General features: G+C 61.6%; 25 protein-coding genes. 17 read left to right on the top strand and 8 right to left on the bottom strand.

All coding sequences use genetic code 11. From position 1 onward, the window contains the following. Window positions 1-53: 53 nt before the first annotated feature. From urtE to ureC, 7 genes are all read left to right on the top strand, one after another. Complete coding sequence (gene urtE / locus KVG87_RS14195; RefSeq protein ID WP_150741644.1) at window positions 54-752, top strand: urea ABC transporter ATP-binding subunit UrtE; 699 nt, start codon at window positions 54-56, stop codon at window positions 750-752. A 43-nt stretch (window positions 753-795) separates the two neighbouring features. Continuing rightward, entirely contained in the window at window positions 796-1,635 is an 840-nt protein-coding gene (locus KVG87_RS14190) for an urease accessory protein UreD (protein WP_217851218.1), read from the top strand. Between the two features lie 156 nt (window positions 1,636-1,791). Continuing rightward, on the top strand, window positions 1,792-2,094 hold the full coding sequence (ureA, locus tag KVG87_RS14185; protein WP_003221215.1) for an urease subunit gamma: 303 nt from the start codon (window positions 1,792-1,794) through the stop codon (window positions 2,092-2,094). 9 nt (window positions 2,095-2,103) lie between these two features. After that, window positions 2,104-2,637 (top strand): GNAT family N-acetyltransferase, encoded by a 534-nt coding sequence (locus KVG87_RS14180; RefSeq protein WP_217851216.1) that lies wholly within the window; start codon window positions 2,104-2,106, stop codon window positions 2,635-2,637. A gap of 5 nt (window positions 2,638-2,642) precedes the next feature. Beyond that, window positions 2,643-3,179 (top strand): GNAT family N-acetyltransferase, encoded by a 537-nt coding sequence (locus tag KVG87_RS14175; RefSeq protein WP_073471741.1) that lies wholly within the window; start codon window positions 2,643-2,645, stop codon window positions 3,177-3,179. Next, window positions 3,176-3,481, top strand: a complete 306-nt coding sequence (locus tag KVG87_RS14170) for an urease subunit beta (protein ID WP_024011400.1) — start codon at window positions 3,176-3,178, stop codon at window positions 3,479-3,481. The genes KVG87_RS14175 and KVG87_RS14170 overlap by 4 nt, the downstream gene beginning before the upstream one ends. Window positions 3,482-3,620: 139 nt before the next feature. Further along, the gene (ureC, locus tag KVG87_RS14165; protein ID WP_056787624.1) at window positions 3,621-5,321 is read left to right on the top strand and encodes an urease subunit alpha; all 1,701 of its coding nucleotides are present in this window, start codon (window positions 3,621-3,623) and stop codon (window positions 5,319-5,321) included. 60 nt (window positions 5,322-5,381) lie between these two features. Here the strand turns inward: ureC and KVG87_RS14160 are convergent, their stop codons facing one another. From KVG87_RS14160 to KVG87_RS14150, 3 genes are all read right to left on the bottom strand, one after another. After that, window positions 5,382-6,782, bottom strand: coding sequence for an SET domain-containing protein (locus KVG87_RS14160; protein WP_225930881.1), 1,401 nt, complete (start codon window positions 6,780-6,782; stop codon window positions 5,382-5,384). Between the two features lie 203 nt (window positions 6,783-6,985). Then, window positions 6,986-7,291, bottom strand: a complete 306-nt coding sequence (locus tag KVG87_RS14155; RefSeq protein ID WP_016771896.1) for a chaperone modulator CbpM — start codon at window positions 7,289-7,291, stop codon at window positions 6,986-6,988. Between the two features lie 23 nt (window positions 7,292-7,314). Then, on the bottom strand, window positions 7,315-8,259 hold the full coding sequence (locus KVG87_RS14150) for a DnaJ C-terminal domain-containing protein (RefSeq protein WP_024011397.1): 945 nt from the start codon (window positions 8,257-8,259) through the stop codon (window positions 7,315-7,317). A 290-nt stretch (window positions 8,260-8,549) separates the two neighbouring features. Between KVG87_RS14150 and KVG87_RS14145 the strand changes: the two genes are divergently transcribed. After that, on the top strand, window positions 8,550-9,824 hold the full coding sequence (locus tag KVG87_RS14145; RefSeq protein WP_130929365.1) for an Hsp70 family protein: 1,275 nt from the start codon (window positions 8,550-8,552) through the stop codon (window positions 9,822-9,824). Between the two features lie 154 nt (window positions 9,825-9,978). On the opposite strand, the gene KVG87_RS14140 is transcribed toward KVG87_RS14145, so the two are convergent. From KVG87_RS14140 to KVG87_RS14130, 3 genes are all read right to left on the bottom strand, one after another. Next, window positions 9,979-10,992 (bottom strand): AI-2E family transporter, encoded by a 1,014-nt coding sequence (locus tag KVG87_RS14140; protein WP_016771899.1) that lies wholly within the window; start codon window positions 10,990-10,992, stop codon window positions 9,979-9,981. A 203-nt stretch (window positions 10,993-11,195) separates the two neighbouring features. After that, complete coding sequence (locus tag KVG87_RS14135; protein WP_016771900.1) at window positions 11,196-11,501, bottom strand: PsiF family protein; 306 nt, start codon at window positions 11,499-11,501, stop codon at window positions 11,196-11,198. 63 nt (window positions 11,502-11,564) lie between these two features. Further along, complete coding sequence (locus KVG87_RS14130) at window positions 11,565-12,359, bottom strand: AraC family transcriptional regulator (RefSeq protein WP_016771901.1); 795 nt, start codon at window positions 12,357-12,359, stop codon at window positions 11,565-11,567. 96 nt (window positions 12,360-12,455) lie between these two features. On the opposite strand from KVG87_RS14130, the gene KVG87_RS14125 reads away from it, so the two are divergent. Further along, entirely contained in the window at window positions 12,456-13,343 is an 888-nt protein-coding gene (locus KVG87_RS14125; protein WP_217851215.1) for a DMT family transporter, read from the top strand. A 96-nt stretch (window positions 13,344-13,439) separates the two neighbouring features. On the opposite strand, the gene KVG87_RS14120 is transcribed toward KVG87_RS14125, so the two are convergent. Then, the gene (locus tag KVG87_RS14120) at window positions 13,440-14,318 is read right to left on the bottom strand and encodes an esterase/lipase family protein (protein ID WP_217851214.1); all 879 of its coding nucleotides are present in this window, start codon (window positions 14,316-14,318) and stop codon (window positions 13,440-13,442) included. Window positions 14,319-14,598: 280 nt separating this feature from the next. Between KVG87_RS14120 and KVG87_RS14115 the strand changes: the two genes are divergently transcribed. Beyond that, on the top strand, window positions 14,599-15,129 hold the full coding sequence (locus KVG87_RS14115; RefSeq protein ID WP_016771904.1) for a ferritin-like domain-containing protein: 531 nt from the start codon (window positions 14,599-14,601) through the stop codon (window positions 15,127-15,129). A gap of 118 nt (window positions 15,130-15,247) precedes the next feature. On the opposite strand, the gene KVG87_RS14110 is transcribed toward KVG87_RS14115, so the two are convergent. Beyond that, a complete protein-coding gene (locus KVG87_RS14110; protein ID WP_217851213.1) occupies window positions 15,248-17,323 on the bottom strand; it encodes an AsmA family protein in 2,076 nt (691 codons plus the stop codon). 383 nt (window positions 17,324-17,706) lie between these two features. Between KVG87_RS14110 and KVG87_RS14105 the strand changes: the two genes are divergently transcribed. From KVG87_RS14105 to KVG87_RS14075, 7 genes are all read left to right on the top strand, one after another. Then, a complete protein-coding gene (locus KVG87_RS14105; RefSeq protein ID WP_041480705.1) occupies window positions 17,707-18,090 on the top strand; it encodes a DUF2790 domain-containing protein in 384 nt (127 codons plus the stop codon). A 154-nt stretch (window positions 18,091-18,244) separates the two neighbouring features. Continuing rightward, a complete protein-coding gene (locus tag KVG87_RS14100; RefSeq protein ID WP_056787610.1) occupies window positions 18,245-18,877 on the top strand; it encodes a TetR family transcriptional regulator in 633 nt (210 codons plus the stop codon). A 299-nt stretch (window positions 18,878-19,176) separates the two neighbouring features. Continuing rightward, window positions 19,177-19,677: an urease accessory protein UreE gene (ureE, locus tag KVG87_RS14095; protein ID WP_217851212.1), complete on the top strand. Its 501-nt coding sequence runs from the start codon at window positions 19,177-19,179 to the stop codon at window positions 19,675-19,677. Beyond that, window positions 19,674-20,348 carry an urease accessory protein UreF gene (locus KVG87_RS14090; RefSeq protein WP_076565463.1) on the top strand — a complete coding sequence of 225 codons (675 nt, stop codon included), beginning with the start codon at window positions 19,674-19,676 and terminating at the stop codon, window positions 20,346-20,348. The genes ureE and KVG87_RS14090 overlap by 4 nt, the downstream gene beginning before the upstream one ends. 23 nt (window positions 20,349-20,371) lie before the next feature. Further along, window positions 20,372-20,986, top strand: a complete 615-nt coding sequence (gene ureG / locus KVG87_RS14085; protein ID WP_217851210.1) for an urease accessory protein UreG — start codon at window positions 20,372-20,374, stop codon at window positions 20,984-20,986. 27 nt (window positions 20,987-21,013) lie between these two features. Further along, entirely contained in the window at window positions 21,014-21,586 is a 573-nt protein-coding gene (locus KVG87_RS14080; protein ID WP_217851208.1) for a HupE/UreJ family protein, read from the top strand. A gap of 181 nt (window positions 21,587-21,767) precedes the next feature. Further along, a complete protein-coding gene (locus KVG87_RS14075; RefSeq protein ID WP_217851206.1) occupies window positions 21,768-22,901 on the top strand; it encodes an AGE family epimerase/isomerase in 1,134 nt (377 codons plus the stop codon). Window position 22,902 lies beyond the last annotated feature (1 nt).

The raw sequence follows: 22,902 nt of genomic DNA, 5'->3' as shown, positions 1-22,902 counted from the left end.
GGGATGCGTTCCCACGCAGAGCGTGGGAACGATCACCGGGGGAGAATTCGAACATGCTGCAAGTCGACAAGCTGCATCAGTACTACGGCGGTAGCCACATCCTGCGCGGCCTCAGCTTCGAGGTGAAAGTCGGCGAAGTCACGTGCCTGCTCGGGCGTAACGGCGTGGGCAAGACCACTCTGCTCAAATGTCTGATGGGCCTGCTGCCGGCCAAGGAAGGCGCGGTGAACTGGGAAGGCAAACCGATCACCACGTTCAAACCGCATCAGCGTGTGCATGCCGGTATCGCCTACGTGCCGCAGGGCCGTGAGATCTTCGGGCGCCTGACGGTAGAAGAAAATCTGCTGATGGGCCTGTCGCGCTTTCCAGGCTCAGAAGCCAAGGAAGTTCCAGGTTTCATCTACGAATTGTTCCCGGTGCTGCTACAAATGAAGCAGCGCCGTGGCGGCGATCTGTCCGGTGGTCAGCAACAGCAACTGGCGATCGGCCGGGCATTGGCCAGCCGCCCGCGCCTGCTGATTCTTGATGAGCCCACCGAAGGCATTCAACCGTCGGTGATCAAGGAAATCGGCGCGGTGATCAAGCAGCTCGCGGCGCGCGGTGACATGGCGATTCTGCTGGTCGAGCAGTTCTACGACTTTGCTGCAGAACTGGCCGATCAATACCTGGTGATGTCGCGGGGCGAGATCGTTCAGCAGGGTCGCGGTGAAAATATGGAGGCCGAGGGTGTACGCGGGCTGGTCACGATCTAACGCGCCGGTCTAATCTGTAGCTTCCTAACGATAATCACAAACCATGAATTCGATTGTTGCACCTGCCCTGTTTACCCCGAGCTGGCACGCCGAGCTGGAACTGGCGTACGCGCGTTTCGGCGATTGCACGCGTCCGGTCATGCGCCGTCACCTCGGCCCGCTGCGCGTGCAAAAGCATCTGTACGCCGAAGGCCCGCAAGTCTGCCAGCACATCATCGTCCATCCGCCGGGCGGAATTGCCGGTGGTGATCGGCTCGATATCAGCGCCCGCGTCGAACACAACGCCTGGGCGCAAATCACCAGCCCCGGCGCCGCCAAGTGGTATCGCGCGGGTGGGCCGGCGTATCAACAGCTCGACTTGCAAGTCGCTGCCGGCGCGACTCTGGAATGGCTGCCGCAGGAAACCATCGTCTACAGCGCCGCGCAAGCCGAGTTGACCACAACGATCGAGCTTGAAGGCGATGCGCGGCTGTTCTACTGGGACGTGGTGGCGCTGGGCCGCCCGGCCAGCGGCGAGCGTTTTGACCTCGGGCATTTTCAGGCGCACCTGGACATCCGCCGCGACGGTCGGTTGCTCTGGCACGAACGGCAGCGCATTGTCGGTGCGGACGGTTTACTCGATTCGCCGATCGGCCTGGACGGGCAACCGGTGTTTGCGACGATGCTGGTGACCGGTGAGATAGATGCCGAGTTGCTGGAGCGTTGCCGCTCGCTGGGGCATGAGGTACGTGGGGATTTGACCCAGTTGCCGGGGTTGCTGGTGGCGCGGTGCCTGGCCAGCGAGGCGTTGCTCGCGCGCGCCTGGTTGATTGATTTATGGCGACTGCTAAGACCTGTGATGCTGGGCCGCGAAGCTATGCCCCCCCGAATCTGGAACACCTGAAATGCATTCCAACTGTGGGAGCGAGCCTGCTCGCGAAAGCGTCATGTCAGCCACCCCATACGCTGAATATGAAACCGTATTCGCGAGCAGGCTCGCTCCCACAGGGGATGTGCGCAATCAGATAATTTTTCAATCTGCCCTGATGGAACCCGAACCATGGACCTGACCCCACGCGAAAAAGACAAGCTGCTGATCTTCACCGCCGGCCTCGTCGCCGAGCGGCGGCTGGCCCGTGGCGTGAAACTCAACTACCCGGAAGCCATGGCCTACATCTCCGCCGCGCTGCTGGAGGGTGCCCGCGACGGCCAGACCGTGGCCGAGCTGATGCATTACGGCACCACCCTGCTCAGCCGCGAACAAGTGATGGAAGGCATCCCGGAAATGATCCCGGAGATCCAGGTCGAGGCGACGTTCCCCGACGGCACCAAACTGGTCACCGTTCACCAGCCGATCGTCTGAGGCCGCGCCATGACTTACAGCATTCGCGATGCGAGCCGGGCCGACCTGCCGGCGATCCGCGACATCTACAACGACGCCGTGCTCAACACCACGGCGATCTGGAACGAACAAGCGGTCGACCTCGGCAATCGCCAGGCATGGTTCGACGCGCGTCAGTTGCAGGCGTATCCGATTCTGGTGATCGTCGACAGCCACAACGCGGTGCTGGGTTACGCCTCGTTCGGCGACTGGCGGCCGTTCGACGGTTTCCGCCACACCGTCGAGCACTCGGTGTACGTGCGCAGCGATCAACGCGGCAACGGCCTCGGCCCGCAACTGATGACCGCGTTGATCGAACGCGCCCGCGCCTGCGGTAAACACGTCATGGTCGCTGCCATCGAGAGTGGCAACGCCGCGTCGATCGGCCTGCACGAGCGCGCCGGTTTCAGCGTCACCGGGCAGATGCCGCAAGTGGGCACCAAGTTCGGCCGCTGGCTCGATCTGACCTTCATGCAGTTGACCCTCAATCCCGGCGCACAGCCGCCGGGTGCCCACAAGGAGTGATGTCGATGAACGCCGCCCAGTTGCGCCGCGTCAACGCTGAGAGCTTTGCCCACTATCGCCAGGGCCTGATCGATCTGCTGCTCGACGCCGTCGGTTACGGCGCCAGCGTCGGTTTTATGGCCGACCTCGATGCCGCGCAGGCGCGCGCGTATTTCGATGAGGTGCAGGACAACATCAACAAGGGCAGCACGCTGCTCTGGGTGGTGGTGAAGGACGAGCAGGTGCTGGCCAGCGTGCAACTGGGCCTGTGCCAGAAGGCCAATGGTCTGAACCGCGCCGAAGTGCAGAAACTGCTGGTGCGCGAACACGCGCGTCGGCGCGGTCTCGGTCAGCAACTGATGCAGGCGCTGGAACTCGAAGCGCCCAAGCACAAGCGCGGCATGCTCTATCTCGACACCGAGGCCGGCTCGCCGGCGGAAGATTTCTACAAGGCGCTGGGCTACGTGCGCGCCGGCGAAATCCCTGATTACGCCTGCGATCCCAACGGCACCTATCGCCCGACCGCTCTCTATTACAAAGTCCTGCAAGGAGCCCAGCGATGATTCCTGGCCAATACCAGATCCAGCCCGGCGACATCGAACTCAACGTCGGCCGTCGCACCGTCAGCCTGAAAGTCGCCAACAGCGGCGACCGGCCGATTCAGGTCGGCTCGCATTTCCACTTTTTTGAAACCAACGACGCGCTGACCTTCGATCGCGCCGCCAGTCGCGGTATGCGCCTGAATATTCCGGCGGGCACGGCGGTGCGCTTCGAGCCAGGGCAAAGCCGTGAAGTCGAGCTGGTCGATTACGCCGGGCATCGCCGGGTGTTCGGCTTTGCCGGCCGCATCATGGGTGATCTCTAAACAACACGGTGCCCGCTCTGGCCCCTTCGCGAGCAGGCTCGCTCCCACATGAGAACGCGATCAAATGTGGGAGCGAGCCTGCTCGCGAAAGCGAGTAATGCGAGCGATTTCAGACCCAATTGAATCTCAAGGCATGCCCATGAAAATCTCCAGACAAGCCTACGCCGACATGTTCGGCCCCACCGTCGGCGACAAGGTGCGCCTGGCCGATACCGAGCTGTGGATCGAAGTCGAGAAGGACTTCACCACCTACGGCGAGGAAGTGAAATTCGGTGGCGGCAAAGTCATCCGCGACGGCCAGGGCCAGAGCCAATTGCTCGCCGCCGAAGTGGTCGACACGCTGATCACCAACGCACTGATCATCGACCACTGGGGCATCGTCAAGGCCGACGTCGGCCTCAAGGACGGGCGCATCGCCGCGATCGGCAAGGCCGGCAACCCTGACGTGCAGCCCAATGTGACCATCGCCATCGGCGCCGGCACCGAAGTGATTGCCGGTGAAGGCATGATCCTCACCGCTGGCGGCATCGACACGCATATCCACTTCATCTGCCCGCAGCAGATCGAAGAAGCGCTGATGAGCGGCGTCACCACCATGATCGGCGGCGGCACCGGGCCGGCCACCGGCACCAACGCCACCACCTGCACCTCCGGCCCGTGGCATCTGGCGCGCATGCTCCAGGCCGCCGATGCTTTCCCGATGAACATCGGTCTGACCGGCAAGGGCAACGCCAGCCTGCCGGAGCCGTTGATCGAACAGGTCAAGGCCGGTGCCATCGGCCTCAAACTGCACGAGGACTGGGGCACCACTCCGGCGAGCATCGACAACTGCCTCAACGTCGCCGACCAGTACGATGTGCAGGTGGCGATCCACACCGACACCCTCAACGAATCCGGTTTCGTCGAAACCACCCTCGGCGCGTTCAAGGGCCGCACCATCCACACCTATCACACCGAAGGTGCCGGTGGCGGCCACGCGCCGGACATCATCAAGGCCTGCGGTTTCCCCAACGTGCTGCCGAGTTCGACCAACCCGACCCGGCCGTTCACCCGCAACACCATCGACGAACACCTCGACATGCTGATGGTCTGCCACCACCTCGACCCGAGCATTGCCGAAGACGTCGCCTTCGCCGAAAGCCGCATCCGCCGCGAAACCATAGCCGCCGAAGACATCCTCCACGACCTCGGCGCGTTCTCGATGATCAGCTCCGACAGTCAGGCCATGGGCCGCGTCGGCGAAGTCATCACGCGCACCTGGCAGACCGCCGACAAGATGAAAAAACAGCGCGGCCCGCTGCCACAGGACGGCGCAGGCAACGATAACTTCCGCGCCAAACGCTACATCGCCAAGTACACCATCAACCCGGCGATCACCCATGGCATCAGCCATGAAGTCGGCTCGATCGAAGTCGGCAAGTGGGCCGATCTGGTGCTCTGGCGCCCGGCGTTCTTTGGTGTCAAGCCGACGCTGATTCTCAAGGGCGGCGCGATTGCCGCCAGCCTGATGGGCGACGCCAACGCTTCGATTCCAACACCGCAACCGGTGCATTACCGCCCGATGTTTGCCAGCTACGGCGGCTCGCTGCACGCCACCAGCCTGACCTTTATCAGCCAGGCGGCGCAGGAGGCCGGATTGCCAGAAGCCTTGGGATTGAAGAAGCAGATCGCTGTGGTGAAGGGCTGCCGCGACGTGCAGAAAACCGACCTGATCCACAACGACTATCTGCCGAACATCGATGTCGATCCACAGACCTATCAGGTCAAAGCCGATGGCGTGTTGCTGTGGTGCGAACCGGCGGAAACGCTGCCGATGGCGCAGCGCTATTTTCTGTTCTGATGAAGGCGTGCGCTGAATACGGACGCGCAGGTCCGTATTCAGTCGCGATCGCTCAGGCAATCACGGGAACAGTTTCGCGATGTCCGCATCGCTGTAGTTGTAATCGATGCGTAACTCGGTTCCCGCCGGAATGTCTTCAGTAGCGAAGATGGCGTTGAGAATGAAGTCGCGGGTGACCAGTTCCTTGCCTATCCACTGTTGCGCTTCGACATCGAACGGTACGAACTCGACGTTGTAACCCTCCGTAGCCTGACGAACCGGCTTGCCCGTTGCGTCATACCAAAAGCGCGTGTTGATCCGGGAAATAATCGTGTCACCGACCAGCGCGAATTCGTAGGGGATCAAATATCCAGGTCCCGGCTGATAACGGACGCCGACCTTCATGGTGTATGACTGCTGGGGCAGCGGCACAAGGCGTCCCGGCATGATCGCGCCAGCATAGACACCGACCACCTCGCCTCGGGTGATGCGCCGGTTGGCGACCACCATTGACTGGCCGACCAGGGCCCGCTCTCCGGGCACCGTCATGTCGGCCTCGGTGAACAATCGCCATTGCAGCTTTTCTTCATACAACCGCGCGACATGCTCGTAGGCGCCAAACTTGATGTAAGGCTTGATCTGCTCGGAGGTATAACGGCTGCCGTCTTCGAAACGCGCCAGGGTCTGGAGCTTCTTTATCCTGACAGGCCGGCCGGCCATGTCCCGGAATGGGTATTTGCCGTTATTGGCACGGTCGTAGACCCCGGGCCGATTGGCAAGGAACGAAAACCGCGTTTCGCTGCGCATCGCACGCAATTCGTCAGCGGTGAAGGGTTTGACGGGCATCGACTCGGACGCCAGATAAAAATGTTCCTGCGCCGCACCGACATCGTCGGACAGCTCTTCAACGGCAGACTCGTAGTCTTCATCGCTCTGGCGCGCCACCCTGCGGCTTTTGCCCGGGACAGCGGCAGCGTCCGGCGACGCGCTGGACTCTTCAAGCGCGTACCAGTGCTTGTTCAACGGATCGTAGGCAAGCACAGGGCCGGACGGCTGCAGCTCGCTGGACAATCTGGCCCGATGCAGACCGGTCTCGGCATCGACGCCGATCAGCACCGTACCACCACCCTGCAGGTCCGCGTATTGGCGTCCTTTGAATACGCGAAACCCGTCAATGTCCGCTTGCGGTAGAGGGGCTGTCGAGGCAATCAGGTAACGCTCCAGAGCCGAGGTTTTAAGCTTCGGGACGGGACCAGATGTAGACGGCGTCGGGTCGACGTGCACGCTGTGCGGGGCAACTGCAGTTTCCATTTGCTGCGTGCTATTGCCGGGTTCGCTGGTATCGGGCGGGGTCTTGCGAATGAACGGACCGGGGGTCAGGTGCGGTGATTCGATACCGTGCGTGGCGGAATCCCGGGATGTGCGCCCAGGGGTGGCGATATCGACTGCGCCCGGCTTGGGCGGCTTGGGTCTGACTGGCATTGACAGGCTTCCTTGCAAAGATTGCGCAGCGCTGGCCGGCCTGGCTGGCGCTACGACCGTCGGCATCCATTGCCAACATGTGCCCGGAAAACTATCAGACCATCCTGCCGGTTCATACCGGGTGAAACACTCGCAAACACTAAACCGGCACAAGCGGGCCGACTCGCGATGAGGCCGGATCAGACCTCATCGCCTCAAACAACTTATTCGACCACCAACCGCCCCAACCGCTGGCGCAACATGCGGTTCTCGGCGCGCAACTGCTTCACCTCATCCAGCAGATCCAGCGCCAGCGCCACGCCTTCCCACTCCAGTTCCAGATCACGGCGCAGCTTCGCCGCACGCTTGGCCAAGGCCAATTCGTAGTCGGTGAAACGCCATTCCCGGGGCTGCGCGCCCTGAGGTTCGAGGATGCCGTGCTCGACGATTTCGATCACGTAGACGTCCGACAAGTCGGCCGCCTCACAGAATTCTGCCAGGTCCAGTTGAACGATCAGGGGGCTGCTCATGATGGGCTACTCCGTCGTCGGGTTCAGAAGTTCTCTCGCGGATTGAAGGCGGCTTTCTTCGCCAGTTCCTGCCACAGCGCCTTGACCTCATCGTCGGACGCTTTGGGCATCACGGCCTTGAGCTGCACGAACAGGTAACCGCGTTCGCCGGCCTTGTTCAGCAGGCCATGGCCCTTGGCGCGCATGCGCTGGCCATTCTGGCTGCCGGCCGGCACCTTGAGGTTGATCTTGCCGGTCAGGGTCGGCACGGCCACTTCAGTGCCCAATGCCAATTCCCACGGAGCCAGGGGCAAGGTGATGATCAGGTTTTCGCCTTCGACATCGAATTTCGGGTGCGGCGCAAAACGAATGGTCAGGTACAGGTCGCCATTCGCCCCGCCACCGATGCCCGGTGCGCCCTGGCCCTTCAAGCGAATTCGCTCGCCATCGGTCACGCCGGCCGGAATCTTCACGTTCAGGCTCTTGCTGGTGTTGCTGACGTGTTGGCCGTGCGCGTTGTATTGCGGCACCTGAAAGGTGACTTTTTTCGATTCGTTCGACAGGGTTTCTTCGAGGAAGACCGGCAGTTCCATTTCCACGTCTTGCCCTCGGCGTCCGCGTGATTGGCGGCTCTCGGCGCCACCGAAACCGGGGCCGCGATTGCCGAAGATCGAACTGAAGAAGTCCGAGAAGTCGCCTGTGTCGCCACCGCCGCCACCGAAGCCGCCACGGCTCTGCCAGCCCGGTGGGCCCTGGAACGGCTGACCGTGCTGGCCATAACGGCGCAGTTCGTCATATTCGGCGCGCTTGTCGGCACTTTTCAGTGCTTCATAGGCTTCCGAGGCGTCCTTGAACTTGGCCTCGGCGTCTTTTTCCTTGCTGACATCGGGGTGGTATTTGCGCGCCAGCTTGCGATAGGCCGCCTTGATGGCCTTGTCGTCGGCTGTCGGCTCCACGCCGAGTATCTTGTAATAGTCTTTGAAGTCCATGGAAGGATCACCATCCGTTATCGATTTCGCGCCGAGACCAGCATGCGCCGATTGGCACGTGCCGGGTTGACCGATCTCAAGTTTGTGACCGGGTGGCGCCGCAGAAGTTTATCGGCAGTGGACGGCGGTTCTTGCGACCGCCGGTGTGTCTGCCGGCCCATGCCAGCAAGTTTGGGGCGATGCGGTGGTTTTCAACTGTCTGGGGGCGAAATAGCGGATGACCGGCCTTCGAATCTGCCGCGCACTGACATACACTGCGCGGCCGTTTTTTTGACCGGAAACCGAAAGACATGAAAGACGCCTCTCCAGCCCGTGCCTGCGGCATCGACTTCGGCACGTCCAACTCCACCGTCGGCTGGCTGCGCCCCGGCATGGACACCATGATCGCGCTGGAAGACGACAAGATCACCCTGCCGTCGGTGGTCTTCTTCAACATCGAGGAACGTCGCCCGGTCTACGGTCGCCTGGCCCTGCACGAGTATCTGGAAGGCTACGAAGGCCGGCTGATGCGCTCGTTGAAAAGCCTGCTCGGCTCCAAGCTGATCAAACACGATACCAGCGTCCTCGGCACGGCGATGCCGTTCAAGGACCTGCTCGGGCTGTTCATCGGCCAGCTCAAGAGCCGCGCCGAAACCGCCGCCGGTCGGGAATTCGAGCAAGTGGTGCTGGGCCGTCCGGTGTTCTTCGTCGACGACGATCCGCTCGCCGACCAGGAGGCCGAAGACACGCTGGTCGAAGTGGCGCGCAAAATCGGTTTCAAGGACGTGTCGTTCCAGTACGAACCGATCGCGGCAGCGTTCGACTACGAGTCGACCATCGAGAAAGAAGAGCTGGTACTGATCGTCGACATCGGCGGTGGTACCTCCGACTTCTCGCTGGTGCGCCTGTCGCCCGAGCGTCGCGGTGTCGACAACCGTCACGATGACATCCTCGCCACCGGCGGTGTGCACATCGGTGGTACCGACTTCGACAAACAGCTGAGTCTGCAAGGCCTGATGCCGCTGTTCGGCTACGGCAGCCGCATGAAGAGCGGCGCCTACATGCCAACCAGCCACCACATGAACCTGGCGACCTGGCACACGATCAACTCGGTGTACTCGCAGAAATCCACGCTGGCGCTGGGCAGCATGCGTTACGACATTGAAGACACCGGCGGCATCGATCGCCTGTTCAAGCTGATCGAACAGCGCGCCGGGCACTGGCTGGCGATGGAAGTGGAAGAAACCAAGATCCAGCTGACCCACGCCGACAGCCGCCACGTGCCGCTGGACCGCATCGAAGCCGGGCTGAGCGTCGAGCTGAGCCGCGCGCTGTTCGAATCGGCGATCGAAGCCTTGCTCGAGCGCGTGCGTGGCAGTGTTACGCAGTTGTTGAATGACGCCGGCGTGGCGGTCGATCAGGTCGACACGGTGTTCTTCACTGGTGGATCGAGCGGCATCCCGGCCCTGCGCAACAGCGTCTCGGCGATGCTGCCGAACGCGCGGCATGTGGAAGGGAACATCTTCGGCAGCATTGGTAGCGGTTTGGCGATTGAAGCGATGAAGCGTTACGGTTCGATGGCCTGATCACAATCTCTGTGGCGAAGAGCCTTTGTGGCGAGGGGATTTATCCCCGTTGGGTCGCGAAGCGGCCCCCGCCTTATGAAAGCAGGGGCCTGCTGCGCAGGCCAACGGGGATAAATCCCCTCGCCACAGATGCATTCAATTTAGTTGCCTGGCCTTAGACCATCCCGCCCAGCTTCAACTCACTCTTCAGATACGCGTAATAAATCGGCCCCGCCACCACCCCCGGCAGGCCGAACGCGGCTTCGAACACCAGCATCGCCAGGAGCAACTCCCACGACTTGGCACTGATCTGCCCGCCGACGATGCGCGCGTTGAGGAAGTATTCGAGCTTGTGGATAACGATCAGATAGCCCAGCGCGGCGATCGCCACCCAGATCGACAGCGACAGGCCGACGATGGTTATCAGCGTGTTCGACATCAGGTTGCCGATCACCGGCAGCAGCCCGAGCAGGAAGGTCAGCACGATCAGGGTTTTGGTCAGCGGCAGCTTGATGCCGAACATCGGCAGGATCACCGCGAGGAAGATCCCGGTGAACACGGTGTTGAGCAGGGAAATCTTGATCTGCGCGAAGACGATATTGCGAAACGCCTGCACCAGCAGATGCAAACGGTCGAACAAAGCGGCGGCCAGCGGCTTGCGCTTGGTCACGTCGGGAATGCGCTGCAGGGCGATGATCGCGCCAAGCACCATGCCAATCAGCAGGGTGACGAACATGTGCGCGGCGTCCTTGCCGACCAGTTGCAGGTCGGCCAGATGCTTGCTCGCCCACTCGCCGATCGCCACGCGAAATTCCGCCGCACTCGCCGGCAGGTAGGCATCGATGAACGGCGGCAACTGCCCGCGCGCGCGATCGACCACACCCATGAATTTATCGAGCGAGGCGCCGGGGTTTTCCGCTTCATGCAGGAGGAAACTGATGGCGCCAGCGAAGATCAGCGCCAGCGCACTTACTACCAGCGTGCCGAGCAGCGCCACCGCCAACCAGCGCGCACGCCGCCCTTCGATCAGCCGTTGCAGTTGCGGGGTGAGCATGTTGACCAGCTCGAACACCAGCAACCCGGCCAGCAGGCTCGGCAACAGGCGCAGCGGCAGCACCAACAGCAAACCGCCAAAAATGATGATGCAACTGACCCAGAACACAACATGACGCTGAGAAAACGTTGGCATACAGCCTCAAAACGAACGGCGTGAAAGGACGGGCAGTCTGCCAGCGATCCGGGGTTAGCACTAGGGATATGCGGGGCATGGGAATGGCGGTGCATTCAGCGACGCTTTCGCGAGCAGGCTCGCTCCCACAGGGGAAGCATTTCAAATGTGGGAGCGAGCCTGCTCGCGAAGAGGCCGGCAAGCTCACCACATTATTTACCGTTTCACTTTTTCTTCAGACACTCACTCATGAACGCCTTGCGCGCATCGCCGGTCAGCGCCTTGGTTTTCGCATCGGCATTGCAGGTGGTCATCTTCTGCTGCTGCGGGGTCAGCTCCTTGCCATCGTTGGCCGCTGGTGCCGCTTTCAGGCAGGTGCTCATGAACGCCTTGCGCTCGTCGCCCTTCAGGCTTTTGGCGGTCGCATCGGCATTGCAGGTGGTCATCTTGTTCTGTTGCGCCGTGGCGGCGAAACCCTGGGAACACACAAGCAGCCCGATCATCAACAACGGCACACGCAACATCTTCATGGAGTTTTCTCCTTGTTGCCGCACCGATGGATGCGGCCTCTGTCGCAGTGTAGTCAAAGCTTGTTACACCTTCCTGCCCTCGAGGTGGCTGCGCCGATACTGCTCCGGCGTGCACCCGGCCTGGCGGGCGAACATGGCGATGAAGGCCGAGCCGCTGCTGTAGCCGAGGTCGAAAGCGATTTCCTGCACCGAACGCGAGGTTTCCAGCGCCTCGATCGCCGCCAGATAACGCAAGCGCTGACGCCACTCGCCAAAGCTCATGCCCAGCTCACGAACGAACTGCCGCGCCAGAGTGCGCTCGCTGACATGCACTTGCGCGGCCCAATGCGCCAACGGTTGGTTGTCGCCCGGCGCGGCCTGCAAGGCGTCGAGAATCGTCAGCAAGCCCGGGCTGCTTGCGTACGGCAGATAACATTCCTGCACCGGTGCCTGTTGCAGTTGATCGACCAATACCTGGGCCAGACGCTGATCGGCCTCATGCTCCGGAATCTTCACATCGCGGGCGGCGAAGTCCTTGAGAATCGCCTTGAGAATGTCACTGATCGCCAAGGTGCAGGCCCGCGCCGGCAACCGTGTGCAAACACTTGGATCAAGACACACCGCGCGATAGTTGACCGGCTGATGGCTGTAGAAACTGTGCTCGACCTCGGGCGGCACCCACACCGCGTACTGCGGCGGCGACATGAAGCGGCTGCCGTCGACATCCATGTGCAACACGCCATGGGCGGCATACTCGAGCGTGCCCCACGGATGGCGATGCGGCGCGGCATATTCGTGGGCATTGAAATCGGCGTAGCGGAAATACACCGCTGACGGCAGTTCGCTGAAATCGAGCAGATCGATGTGTTTGCTGTTCATGCTGTCCGGATGCAGAGGCAGGTTGTCCGGTTCGCAGTATAGGCCTGCATCCAGACAGGCGATAATCGCCCTTCATCAACGTTCTGGTTTTGTCCCATGCAATACGCGTTTCCCCTGCTGGCGATTTTCATCTGGGCCGGCAACACCGTGATCAACAAACTGGCGGTCGGCGCGATCTTCCCCGCCGAGATCGGTTTCTATCGCTGGCTGCTCGCCGGCGTGCTGTTCACGCCATTCATGCTTACGAAAGTGATCGCGCACTGGCCGCAGATTCGGCCGAACCTGGGGCGGATTTTCATCCTCGGCGTACTCGGCATGGCGGTGTATCAGAGCCTCGCCTATTTCGCTGCAACACTGACCACCGCGACCAACATGGGCATCATCCTGTCGTTGATGCCATTGATGTCGCTGGCCATGGCGATCATCAGCCTCGGCCAGCGCCTGACGGCTGGTGCGCTGGTCGGTGCGGTGCTGTCGTTCGCTGGCGTGCTGGTGGTGGTGTCATCCGGCAGCCTCGGTGCGCTGCTGCAACACGGGGTCAATCTGGGCGATGCGATGATGCTGGTCGCGACGCTGGCTTATGCGGTTTACAGCACGCTGCTGAAAAAGTGGCAACTGCGCCTGCCGCCGCTGGTGCTGCTGTACTTGCAGGTGCTGGTGGCGATTGTGGTGTTGTTTCCGTTGTTCGCTGTTTCGCCGAAGACCGGTTTGAATCCGCAGAACGTGCCGCTGGTGCTCTATGCATGCCTGCTGGCTTCGATGGTCGCGCCGCTGGCGTGGATGCAAGCGGTGCAGCGGCTGGGACCGAGCCGGACGACGTTGTTCTTCAATCTGCTGCCGCTGATTACCGCGTTGATCGCAGCGCTGGTGCTGAAGGAACAGTTGGCGATGTATCACCTGGTGGGCGGTTTGCTGACCTTGGGTGGGGTGGTTTTGTCGGAGCGCTGGACCACCGTTTTGGGCCGCCGGGTCAGCGTTGCCTGATAAGACCCCTTCGCGAGCAGGCTCGCTCCCACATTGAAATGCAGACACCTGTGGGAGCGAGCCTGCTCGCGAAGAACGATGACGCGGTCTGTTTGGCTATAACCCTGCAGCCTCCAGCCGCGCCGCATGCTCGACAAACAGCCTTACCGGATCCGCGCCCTTGCCCACCAGTCCCAGCGACTGATTGACGATGTCGAAATGATCCAGCGGATAGTCATCACCGATCACCGTGCCCAGATGCGAGCTGTAACGGCCGACCATGCCATCGCACTGCCCCGGCTCACGGACGAAGGTCTTGGCGAACAGGCGACAACTGCGATTGGTGCCGTCGAAAAGGTTGCCGCCACGATCAGTCTTGCCCGGTTGCAGCGTCCCTGACCAGGAGTAATAGCGCACACCGTTGACCTCTTCCGGCCCTTGGCCGCCCCAGACTTCCGGCAGCCCTTGTGGATAACGCTGATTGAATAATGCGACGCCCGCCGTCGTCAGCGATTGGTGGGAAGCGTGGATATCCACCGGCAGTTTCGGCCCGTGATAACCCGTGTCGAGCAATGCCATGACCCAGCCGATCAAGCGCAGCAACGCTTCGAGCGAGCGCCCCTTGGCGCTGTTGGCGGGATAGTGCTTTTCCAGATAATCGGCCAGTTCGGAGCCGTGATTCGGCCCGGCCACCGATGTTACCGAGGCGACCAGATCCGGGCGCTTCGCCGCCGCATACCGCGCGGTCAAAGCGCCTTGGCTGTGACCGAACAGGTTGACCTTCTGCGCCCCCGTCTCGCGGAGAATTTCGTCGATCCGCACCAGCAATTGCTCGCCGCGCACTTCCGTGGAATTGAGTGGCGAAACCTGCACCGCGACCACCGTCGCACCACCACGGCGCAAGGCCTTGATGATGCCGAACCAATACGGGTAAAGCACCAGCCGGATAAAGCCGAGCATGCCCGGCACCAGCAGCAATGGATAACGTGTCGACATGGGTTACTTCCTTGTGCGCGTGAGTGGATGCCAGACCTGCAAGACGCCCGCCAAGCATCCACCTCGGCGATGACAACTCAACGATAAGCCTATTCCAGTCCGCCAGCACCCGCTCCACCGAACCGGTCTGACTCTCCCGACATCGCAGTCTTCAGCAGTTCCTGCAGCGCGTCCGGCGTAAATCGCATAAAACTTTTCGCTTCGCTCAAGACTCACAACCTGGGTAGCGACCGCGTCTTCAGAACGTGGCGCCTATCGGATTAGCCTCCAGGAGAATGAAATGAGTGACGTGCATTTGTCTGATGTTCAAACCCTGCGCGAACGCGCGCGGCAACACGTGGAAAACGGCGCGGTCACCGAGGGCTACAACGCCAACCGTGAGGAAATACTGCGTTTGCTCAATGAGTCGCTGGCCACCGAGCTGGTGTGCACCTTGCGCTACAAGCGCCACTACTTCATGGCCAACGGCTTGAAAGCCAACGTCGCCGCCGACGAATTTCTCGAGCACGCCAACCAGGAAGCCGAGCACGCCGATCGCCTCGCCGAACGCATCGTGCAACTGGGCGGTGAGCCCGAATTCAACCCCGACCTGCTGAGCAAGATGTCCCACGCGCAATACGTGGCCGGCAATACGCTCAAGGAAATGGTTTACGAAGATCTGGTGGCCGAGCGCATCGCCATCGACAGCTACCGCGAAATCATCCAGTACATCGGTGACAAAGACCCGACCACTCGCCGCATCTTCGAAGACATCCTCGCCCAGGAAGAAGAACACGCCGACGACATGGCGGATATCCTCAACGACCTGTAATCACAGTCAGGCCGCATTCGCGAGCAGGCTCGCTCCCACCGGATCGCATTTCAATTGAAGGAATGCGTTCGGATGTGGGAGCGAGCCAGCTCGCGAAGGCGCCCTCAGAGACGCCGCATTACTTGCTGGGTTTAACGGTCACCGGTGCCTTGCCCTGCTTCATCTGCTCCAACAACGGCGCGCACTGATTCGGCTCGCCACCGCTGGGCGCCACCAGCGCCAGCAATCCCGCCGCCGGTGCGGCTATCACGCCCAGCGCAACCATTCCCGCCCCGCGCAGCATCAACGGTACGGCTTTGACGCCGGCATCCGGTTTGATGAACTTGCCGCGCACATATAGCGGCGAGCGCAGGGAGATCAGACGCCAGCCTTTGGATTCCGGGGTCACGGTCAGATCGAGTTGCTCGGTGGCCATGTTCGCCGTGCCATCGATGTAGATGATTGCGTTCTCGGTATCGAAGACAAACAGCCGTGTCGTGGCCAGGCCGGTCTTGATGTCGAAGTCCGCCGCCGCGCAATTGATCTTCACTTCCTTGTCGCCAAAGATCTTGCCGACCACGTAGTTGCCGACGTTGAGCCCGGCCAGTTCCATCAGCTCGCGGCTGATCGCACCGTCGTTGATCAGCATCTTCAGATTGCCGTTGGCGCCACCGAGGAGCTTGGCCACGGAGTTGCCTCGGCCACTGATGTCGGCATCGCCATTGAGCTCACCGAAACTGGTTTTCATCGGTTCGAAGGTCGGGAACAGCTCTTTGAGTTTGAATTTGCGTGCGGTCAAACGCGCCCGGCCTTCCAGCGGCTCGGTGCGGCCATTCAGGCGGATCAGCGCATCCAGGGTGCCGCCGGCGACGCCAAAGCGCAGCGGTTCCAGGCTGAGTTCGCCGTCGTTGAGTTTCAGATGGGTATAGAGGTCGTTGAACGGCAGCTTCTCGCTATGGACGATGCGCTTGCCGGTGAACTCGACATCGGCGTCCATGGCGCGCCAGCGATCAGTCTTGAATTCTTCGACCGGCAGGACTTTATCGGCCGGCTGCTTGCTCGCGCCGCCACGGGCCTTTTGCTCGGTGTTGGAATCAGCCCCGATCAACGGTGCAAGGTCGGCGAACAGCAGTTGATTGGAGAGCAACGCACCCGTGAGTTTCGGCCGTGGCTGACTGGCCACGTAGGTCAGGTCGCCGTGGATGTCGCTGTCGCCGATCTTGCCGTTGAATTTTTCATAAGTGAATTTCGCCCCGGCCTCGTCATGCAGCTTGGCGATCAGGTGGCCGTCGGTGGAATACGGTGGGGTGTCCGGCAGGGTCACGCCGGTCAGCGGGTAAAGATTGCCGAGGCTGTCGCCAGCGAGCTTCAAGCGCAGGTCCAGGGCGCCGAGATTCAGCGGGTCAGTCAGGGTGCCGGCCAGTTCGATACGGGTGTCGCCGATCTTCGCCTGGGCCTGCAACGGGAACGGCTTGCTCGCGTCCTGCAAGGCCAGCAGCCCGCCGATCTTGCCCTGCCCGGTGAGGTTCTGCGCGTGGTACTGGCCTTTGACCTTGAGTGCAAAGGCATAGTCCTGCGGTGCGCCGCCCTTGTCCTGAGCGGTTTTCGCCGCTTTGTCGCCGACAATCTCGCTGAAGGGAATCGGCTTGCCGAGCGGGTCGATCAACACATCGAGGTTGGTCTTCAGGGTCTGGTCGTCGAGGGTCACGTGGCCCTTGTCGAAACCGATCGAGCCGATATCGACCACCCAGCTCGACGGCTCGGCGTTCGGGTCCTTGGGATCGAATTTGAACGTCCAGTTGGCGCGGCCATCGGCCAGACGTTGCAGCTCGGCATTCGGCTCGGTCAGGTCGATGCGCGGAATCACCACGCGCTGGGCCAGCAGGGCCAGCGGCGAAATGCGCAGCTCGACGCGTTTGAGGGTGACCATCTGCGGCTGCTTCGACCAGTCCGGGTTGCCCAGGCTCAGATCCTCGGCGACCACGTGCGGCCACGGCACCCAAGAGCGCCAGCCGCCTTCTTCCGGCTCGCGCTGCCAGATCACCGCGAGGTTGCCATTGATGGCAAACGCCCGGTGCAATTCTTCCGAAACTTTGGCGTTGATCGTGGGTTTGATCCGGTTCCAGTCGAAGAACACGATGATCAGAATCAAGGCTGCCAGCAGCAGCGCGAGGATGGCGAAGGTCCAGCTGAAGATTTTTCCAGTGCGCGTCATGCACAAAGCTCCTGATCACGACCGCACGCCGATTACCCGACGCACAGCTGAAACGGCAGACCTAAGCGGCCCCTATGCAGTCTGTGACTGGCGAAAGGCCCGCAGGTTTAATCGAAAGGCAGTTTAAGCCATAAAAAGCCCGGCAAAACTGACCGATCGGTCGAGCAGTGTTACCGCGACCCGCACTTTTGCGAGGCACGAGTGAGTCGAAAATACCCACGACGGTGCAAAACCGTCGCCCGCAAAGGCCCGATCTAGAGCCTTCGCGCTGAACAATCAATTCTGTTGATTATTACCATTGCGTTTATGAACTTTTATATCGACTTATCGAGAGTAGCATTGCCCTCGTACCCACTTTATCGCCCTCCCAAGGAGCCACTATCATGAAACGCCAATTACTGCTCAGCCTTACCCTGTCGATGCTAGCCAGCACTGCTTTCGCCCTGCCCGCTGCCGATCAGGCCACTCCGCAAGTCAAAGACAGCCACTCGGTGTTCAGCCAGACGCTCGCTGAAGACGGCTACGACAAAACCCCACAAGGCCAGACTCTGGCTGAAGACGGCTATGACAAAACCCCTCAAGGTCAGACTCTGGCTGAAGATGGCTATGACAAAACCCCACAGGGCCAGACCCTGGCTGAAAACGGCCGCAATCGTCTTGAAGAAAAAGGTCTGGTGGAAGACGGCTACGACAAGACTCCCCAAGGTCAAGCCCTCGCCGAAGGTGGTGGTGATCGTGTGATCGAACGCAACAGCGCCGTGAGCTGAGCCTATGACGGCCCAGCGAAAAAGCCCAATCAGCGGATTGGGCTTTTGACTTTTCAGCTTCTGTGAATCCCTCGCTGCATGACTCCCCGTTCGACGCCGACAAAGCCGATTTGCTAGAGTGCGGCGCTTGTCCTGCCGAAGAACACACCCTGCGATGCTGCCCCGCGCCGAACAGAAACAACAGACCCGCAACGCCCTGATGGACGCTGCCCGCCACCTGATGGAAAGCGGCCGAGGATTCGGCAGCCTGAGCCTGCGCGAAGTGAGCAAGACCGCCGGCATCGTGCCCACCGGTTTCTACCGGCACTTCGCCGATATGGACGAGTTGGGGCTGGTGCTGGTCAGCGAAGTCGGCCAGACCTTCCGCGAAACCATCCGCCTGGTGCGGCACAATGAATTCGTCATGGGCGGCATCATCGACGCCTCGGTGCGCATCTTCCTTGATGTGGTCAACGCCAACCGCTCGCAATTCCTGTTTCTCGCCCGCGAACAATATGGCGGCTCGCTGCCGGTGCGTCAGGCAATCGGACGCCTGCGGGAGAACATCAGCGCCGACCTCGCGGCGGACCTGGCGCTGATGCCCAAGCTGCAACATCTGGACATCGCCGGTCTGAGCGTGATCGCCGACCTGATCGTCAAATCGGTGTTCGCCACCCTCCCCGACATCATCGACCCGCCCGCCGAAGCCTTGCCGGAGCATCTGACCCCACAGGCGAAGATCACCCAGCAACTGCGCTTCATCTTCATCGGTCTCAAGCACTGGCAAGGGCTGGGCAGTACTGAGTAATCCCTTCTCCATCTGACACAGCGCAAAGCCCCTGTGGGAGCGAGCCTGCTCGCGAAAGCGCTGGGTCAGCTGAATACATCTGTCTGACACGGCGCATTCGCGAGCAGGCTCGCTCCCACATTGAACATCCGCCACAGCCTCGCTTTGGTGCATGACAAATCCTTCATGCACCAAAACCTTCCAGAATCGCCGCGCCTGTTGAAAGATCAGGCACGCGCCGACAGCTATTTCCTACAGATCGCCCGATTGGCGCGGCGCTTGCTCTAGCCCATTCAACGTTCATTGCTGGAAGCTTTCCGATGCTGGTGATTCATCGCAGAATCGACCCTCAACCCGTCTGGGCCGCCGAGCTGCACCTGACCTTCGAAGCGCGCAGCAAAAGCCGTTTGCGCTGTTTCAGTGCCGAAGGCGAAGACGTCGGGTTGTTTTTGGAGCGCGGCCAGCCACCGCTGTATGACGGCGAATGTCTGCAGGCCGAAGACGGCCGTGTCGTGCGCGTCTGCGCCCGCCCCGAACAACTGCTCCACGTCACGTGCGCCAATGCGTTCGAACTGACGCGCGCGGCCTATCACCTCGGCAACCGCCATGTCGCCCTGCAAGTCGGCGATGGCTGGCTGCGCCTGCTCGACGATTACGTACTCAAGGCCATGCTCGAACAGCTCGGCGCACAAGTCGAAGCAATTGAAGCGCCGTTTCAGCCGGAACACGGCGCCTACGGCAGCGGCCATCATCATTCCCGGCACGGTGACGAAGACTTCAACTACGCGCCGAAACTCCATCAGTTCGGCGTGCGCCTGTGAATCCGGCCTGGGCGCTGCTGCGTCTGGCCAGTCCGCAACTGCCGATTGGCGGCTACAGCTATTCCCAGGGTCTGGAAATGGCGGTGGATAACGGCCGGGTCCACAACCCTGACGCCGCCCGCCGCTGGATCAGCGATCAACTGCTGCTCAATCTCGCCCGCTTCGAAGCGCCGCTGCTGTTGGCGCATTGCCAAGCCGCAGCAAATGAAAACTGGGCCGAATTACGACAACTCTGCGAGAGCCACCGCGCCAGTCGCGAAACCCGTGAGCTGCATCTGGAGAGCCGGCAGATGGGCTACTCCCTGCAGCAGTTGTTGAACGGTTTGCCGGAACTCGATGCGCCCGCCCGCGACTTTCTTGAACAGACCACAGAACCGCATCTCGCCCTGTGCTGGGCACTGGCGGCACGCGCCTGGGGCATCAGCCCGCAGGACGCTCTTGCCGCGTGGCTGTGGAGCTGGCTGGAAAACCAGCTCGCCGTGTTGATGAAAACCCTGCCGCTGGGCCAGCAAGCCGCCCAGCGCCTGACCAGCGAACTGCTGCCGCTGCTGCAACAGGCGCAGCACGATGCAACCCGCATAAATCCCGAACACATCGGCAGCGCCGCCTTTGGCCTGTCCCTGGCGTGCATGGCCCACGAGCGCCAGTACAGCCGTCTCTTCCGCTCTTAGGGCTGTTTATTTTGGAGAATGAAATGGATACACAACCTCTGCGCGTCGGCATCGGCGGCCCGGTCGGGTCCGGCAAGACCGCGTTGACCCTGGCCCTGTGCTTGGCCCTGCGTGAGCGTTACAACCTCGCCGTGGTCACCAACGATATCTACACCCGCGAAGACGCCGATTTCCTGGTACGCAACGAAGCCCTCGCGCCGGAGCGGATCATCGGCGTGGAAACCGGCGGCTGCCCGCACACGGCGATCCGTGAAGACGCCTCGATCAACCTCGAAGCGGTCGATCAACTGAACCGGCGCTTTCCCGGGCTGGATCTGATTCTGGTGGAGTCCGGCGGCGACAACCTCTCGGCGACCTTCAGCCCGGAGCTGTCGGATCTGACCATCTACGTGATCGACGTCTCCGCCGGCGACAAGCTGCCGCGCAAGGGCGGCCCGGGGATCTGCAAGTCCGACCTGCTGGTGATCAACAAGATCGACCTCGCGCCACTGGTGGGCGCCTCGCTGGAAATGATGGACAGCGACACCAAACGCATGCGCAACGGCAAGCCGTTCGTTTTCAGCAACCAGAAAACCGGTCAGGGCCTTGAAGAAATCATCGCCTTCATCGAACGCCAGGGCCTGCTGAGCGCCGCCTGAACCACTTATCAACAAGGAAGCTTATCCATGACACTCAAACGCATTCTTGGCGCCGTGGCGCTGCTGCTGACACCGGCACTGGCCTTCGCGCACCCTGGGCATGGCGACAGCGGCCTCGTCGCGGGCATCAGCCACCCGATCGGCGGGCTCGACCACTTGCTGGCAATGCTCGCCGTTGGTTTGTGGGCGGCGCAGCAACAAGGCGTGGCGCGCTGGGCGCTGCCGTGCACGTTTGTCGGCACCATGCTGCTGGGCGGCCTGCTCGGTTTTGAAGGGCTGGAGTTGCCGGCGCTGGAAAGCGGGATTGCCGCCTCGGTCTTGGCGCTGGGCCTGGCCGTGGCACTGGCGGTGCGCCCGCCGCTGGTGATGGCGGTGGCAGCGACGGCGCTGTTTGCGCTGTTCCATGGCGTGGCGCATGGACTGGAGCTGCCGGACATGAGCAGCCCGTGGGCGTATGCGGCCGGGTTTGTGGCCGCGACGGCGGTGTTGCATGCACTCGGTTATGGCGTGGTGCGAGTTCTTCCGCAGGCAGCGGCGCCGCTGGTGCGGTTGGCGGGTGCGGCTTCGGCGGCGACCGGGGTGTGGTTGCTCGCAGGCTGATTTTTTATTGCCTGAACTGGCCTCTTCGCGAGCAGGCTCGCTCCCACAGGTTTTGTGTACGCTGCAAATCCACTGTGGGAGCGAGCCTGCTCGCGAAGGACGGCCTGACAGACACCGCCTCTCTCAAGCAGTGCTCTCTGCTACCATGTCGCGCAATCGCCCCAGCCCGTGACGCCCGCCCATGCCCCACGCTTCCCGCTCCACCGCCCTGCCCGAATTGACCGCCCTGTTTGGCCAAGTGCAGCAGCACTTCCTCGACGTGATCGTGCCGCTGTGGCAAGGCCCGGGCTGGAATGCCGACATGGCGTTGCCCTATGAGGCGCTGGACGCTACACACCAGCCGTTGCCAGTGCAGCGCTATCGGGCGATGGCCTGCGCACGGCAGCTGTATCTGTTCTCCAGCCTGATCGGGGTTGTGGATAACGCCGAAGTCCGCGCCGCCGCGTTGTTCCGTTCGCTGCAACGGCATTTCCATGATGCCGAGCACGGCGGCTGGTTTTACAGCATCGATGCGCAAGGCAAGCCGCTGGACCAGCGCAAGGATCTCTACACCCACGCCTTCATCCTGTTCGCCTGCGCGCATTACTGGGACAAGTCCCGGGATTCGCTGGCCGAGTCGACATTGAACGCCGCGCTGGAAATCATTGGCCGCCGATTCGCCACCGGCGACGGTTTGTACGAAGCCTGCCTTGAGCGTGATTGGCTCACCCTGCAAACCGGGCCACTGCAAAATCCGCTGATGCATCTGGCCGAAGCTTTTCTGGCGACCCTCGCCGTGCGTGAAGACCCGCAAACGCAGAAGGCCCTGCTTGAGTTATGCACAGCCATGCACAAGCAGTTCGTCGATCCGCAATACGGCGTGTTGATGGAGAAGCCGCTGGGTGCTGTGGATAACTGGTACGAGCCGGGACACCAGTTCGAATGGTATTTCCTGCTCGAATCGTCGGCGCTGTTGCGCGATTCGAAACTGCACCGGGCGCTGGATCGGGCGTTTGCTTTTACCGAGCAGTATGGCGTGCTGGAGTCCTGCGGCGCGGTGCGGGCGATGCTTGATCTGGAAAGTAATGGTCGGCCCAGGGATTCCACCCAACGGATCTGGGCTCAGGCCGAATACCTGCGCGCGCTGACCTTGCGGGCGGACAGCGAAGCGGTAGTACTGCGCCAGTTGCAGGCGTTGCAGCAGCGGTTTCTGCATGCCGGCGGCTGGCATGAGTGTCGCGATGAGAATGGAGAGGTCAGTCGCAAGGACATGCCTTCGACCACGCCTTATCATTTGGCGACTTGTTATCACGGTTTGGCTGAATATCTGCGTTGAC

The organism is Pseudomonas siliginis (genome assembly GCF_019145195.1).
GTDB classification, from domain to species: Bacteria; Pseudomonadota; Gammaproteobacteria; order Pseudomonadales; family Pseudomonadaceae; genus Aquipseudomonas; species Aquipseudomonas siliginis.
This window is presented reverse-complemented; position numbering and strand designations above follow the sequence as displayed.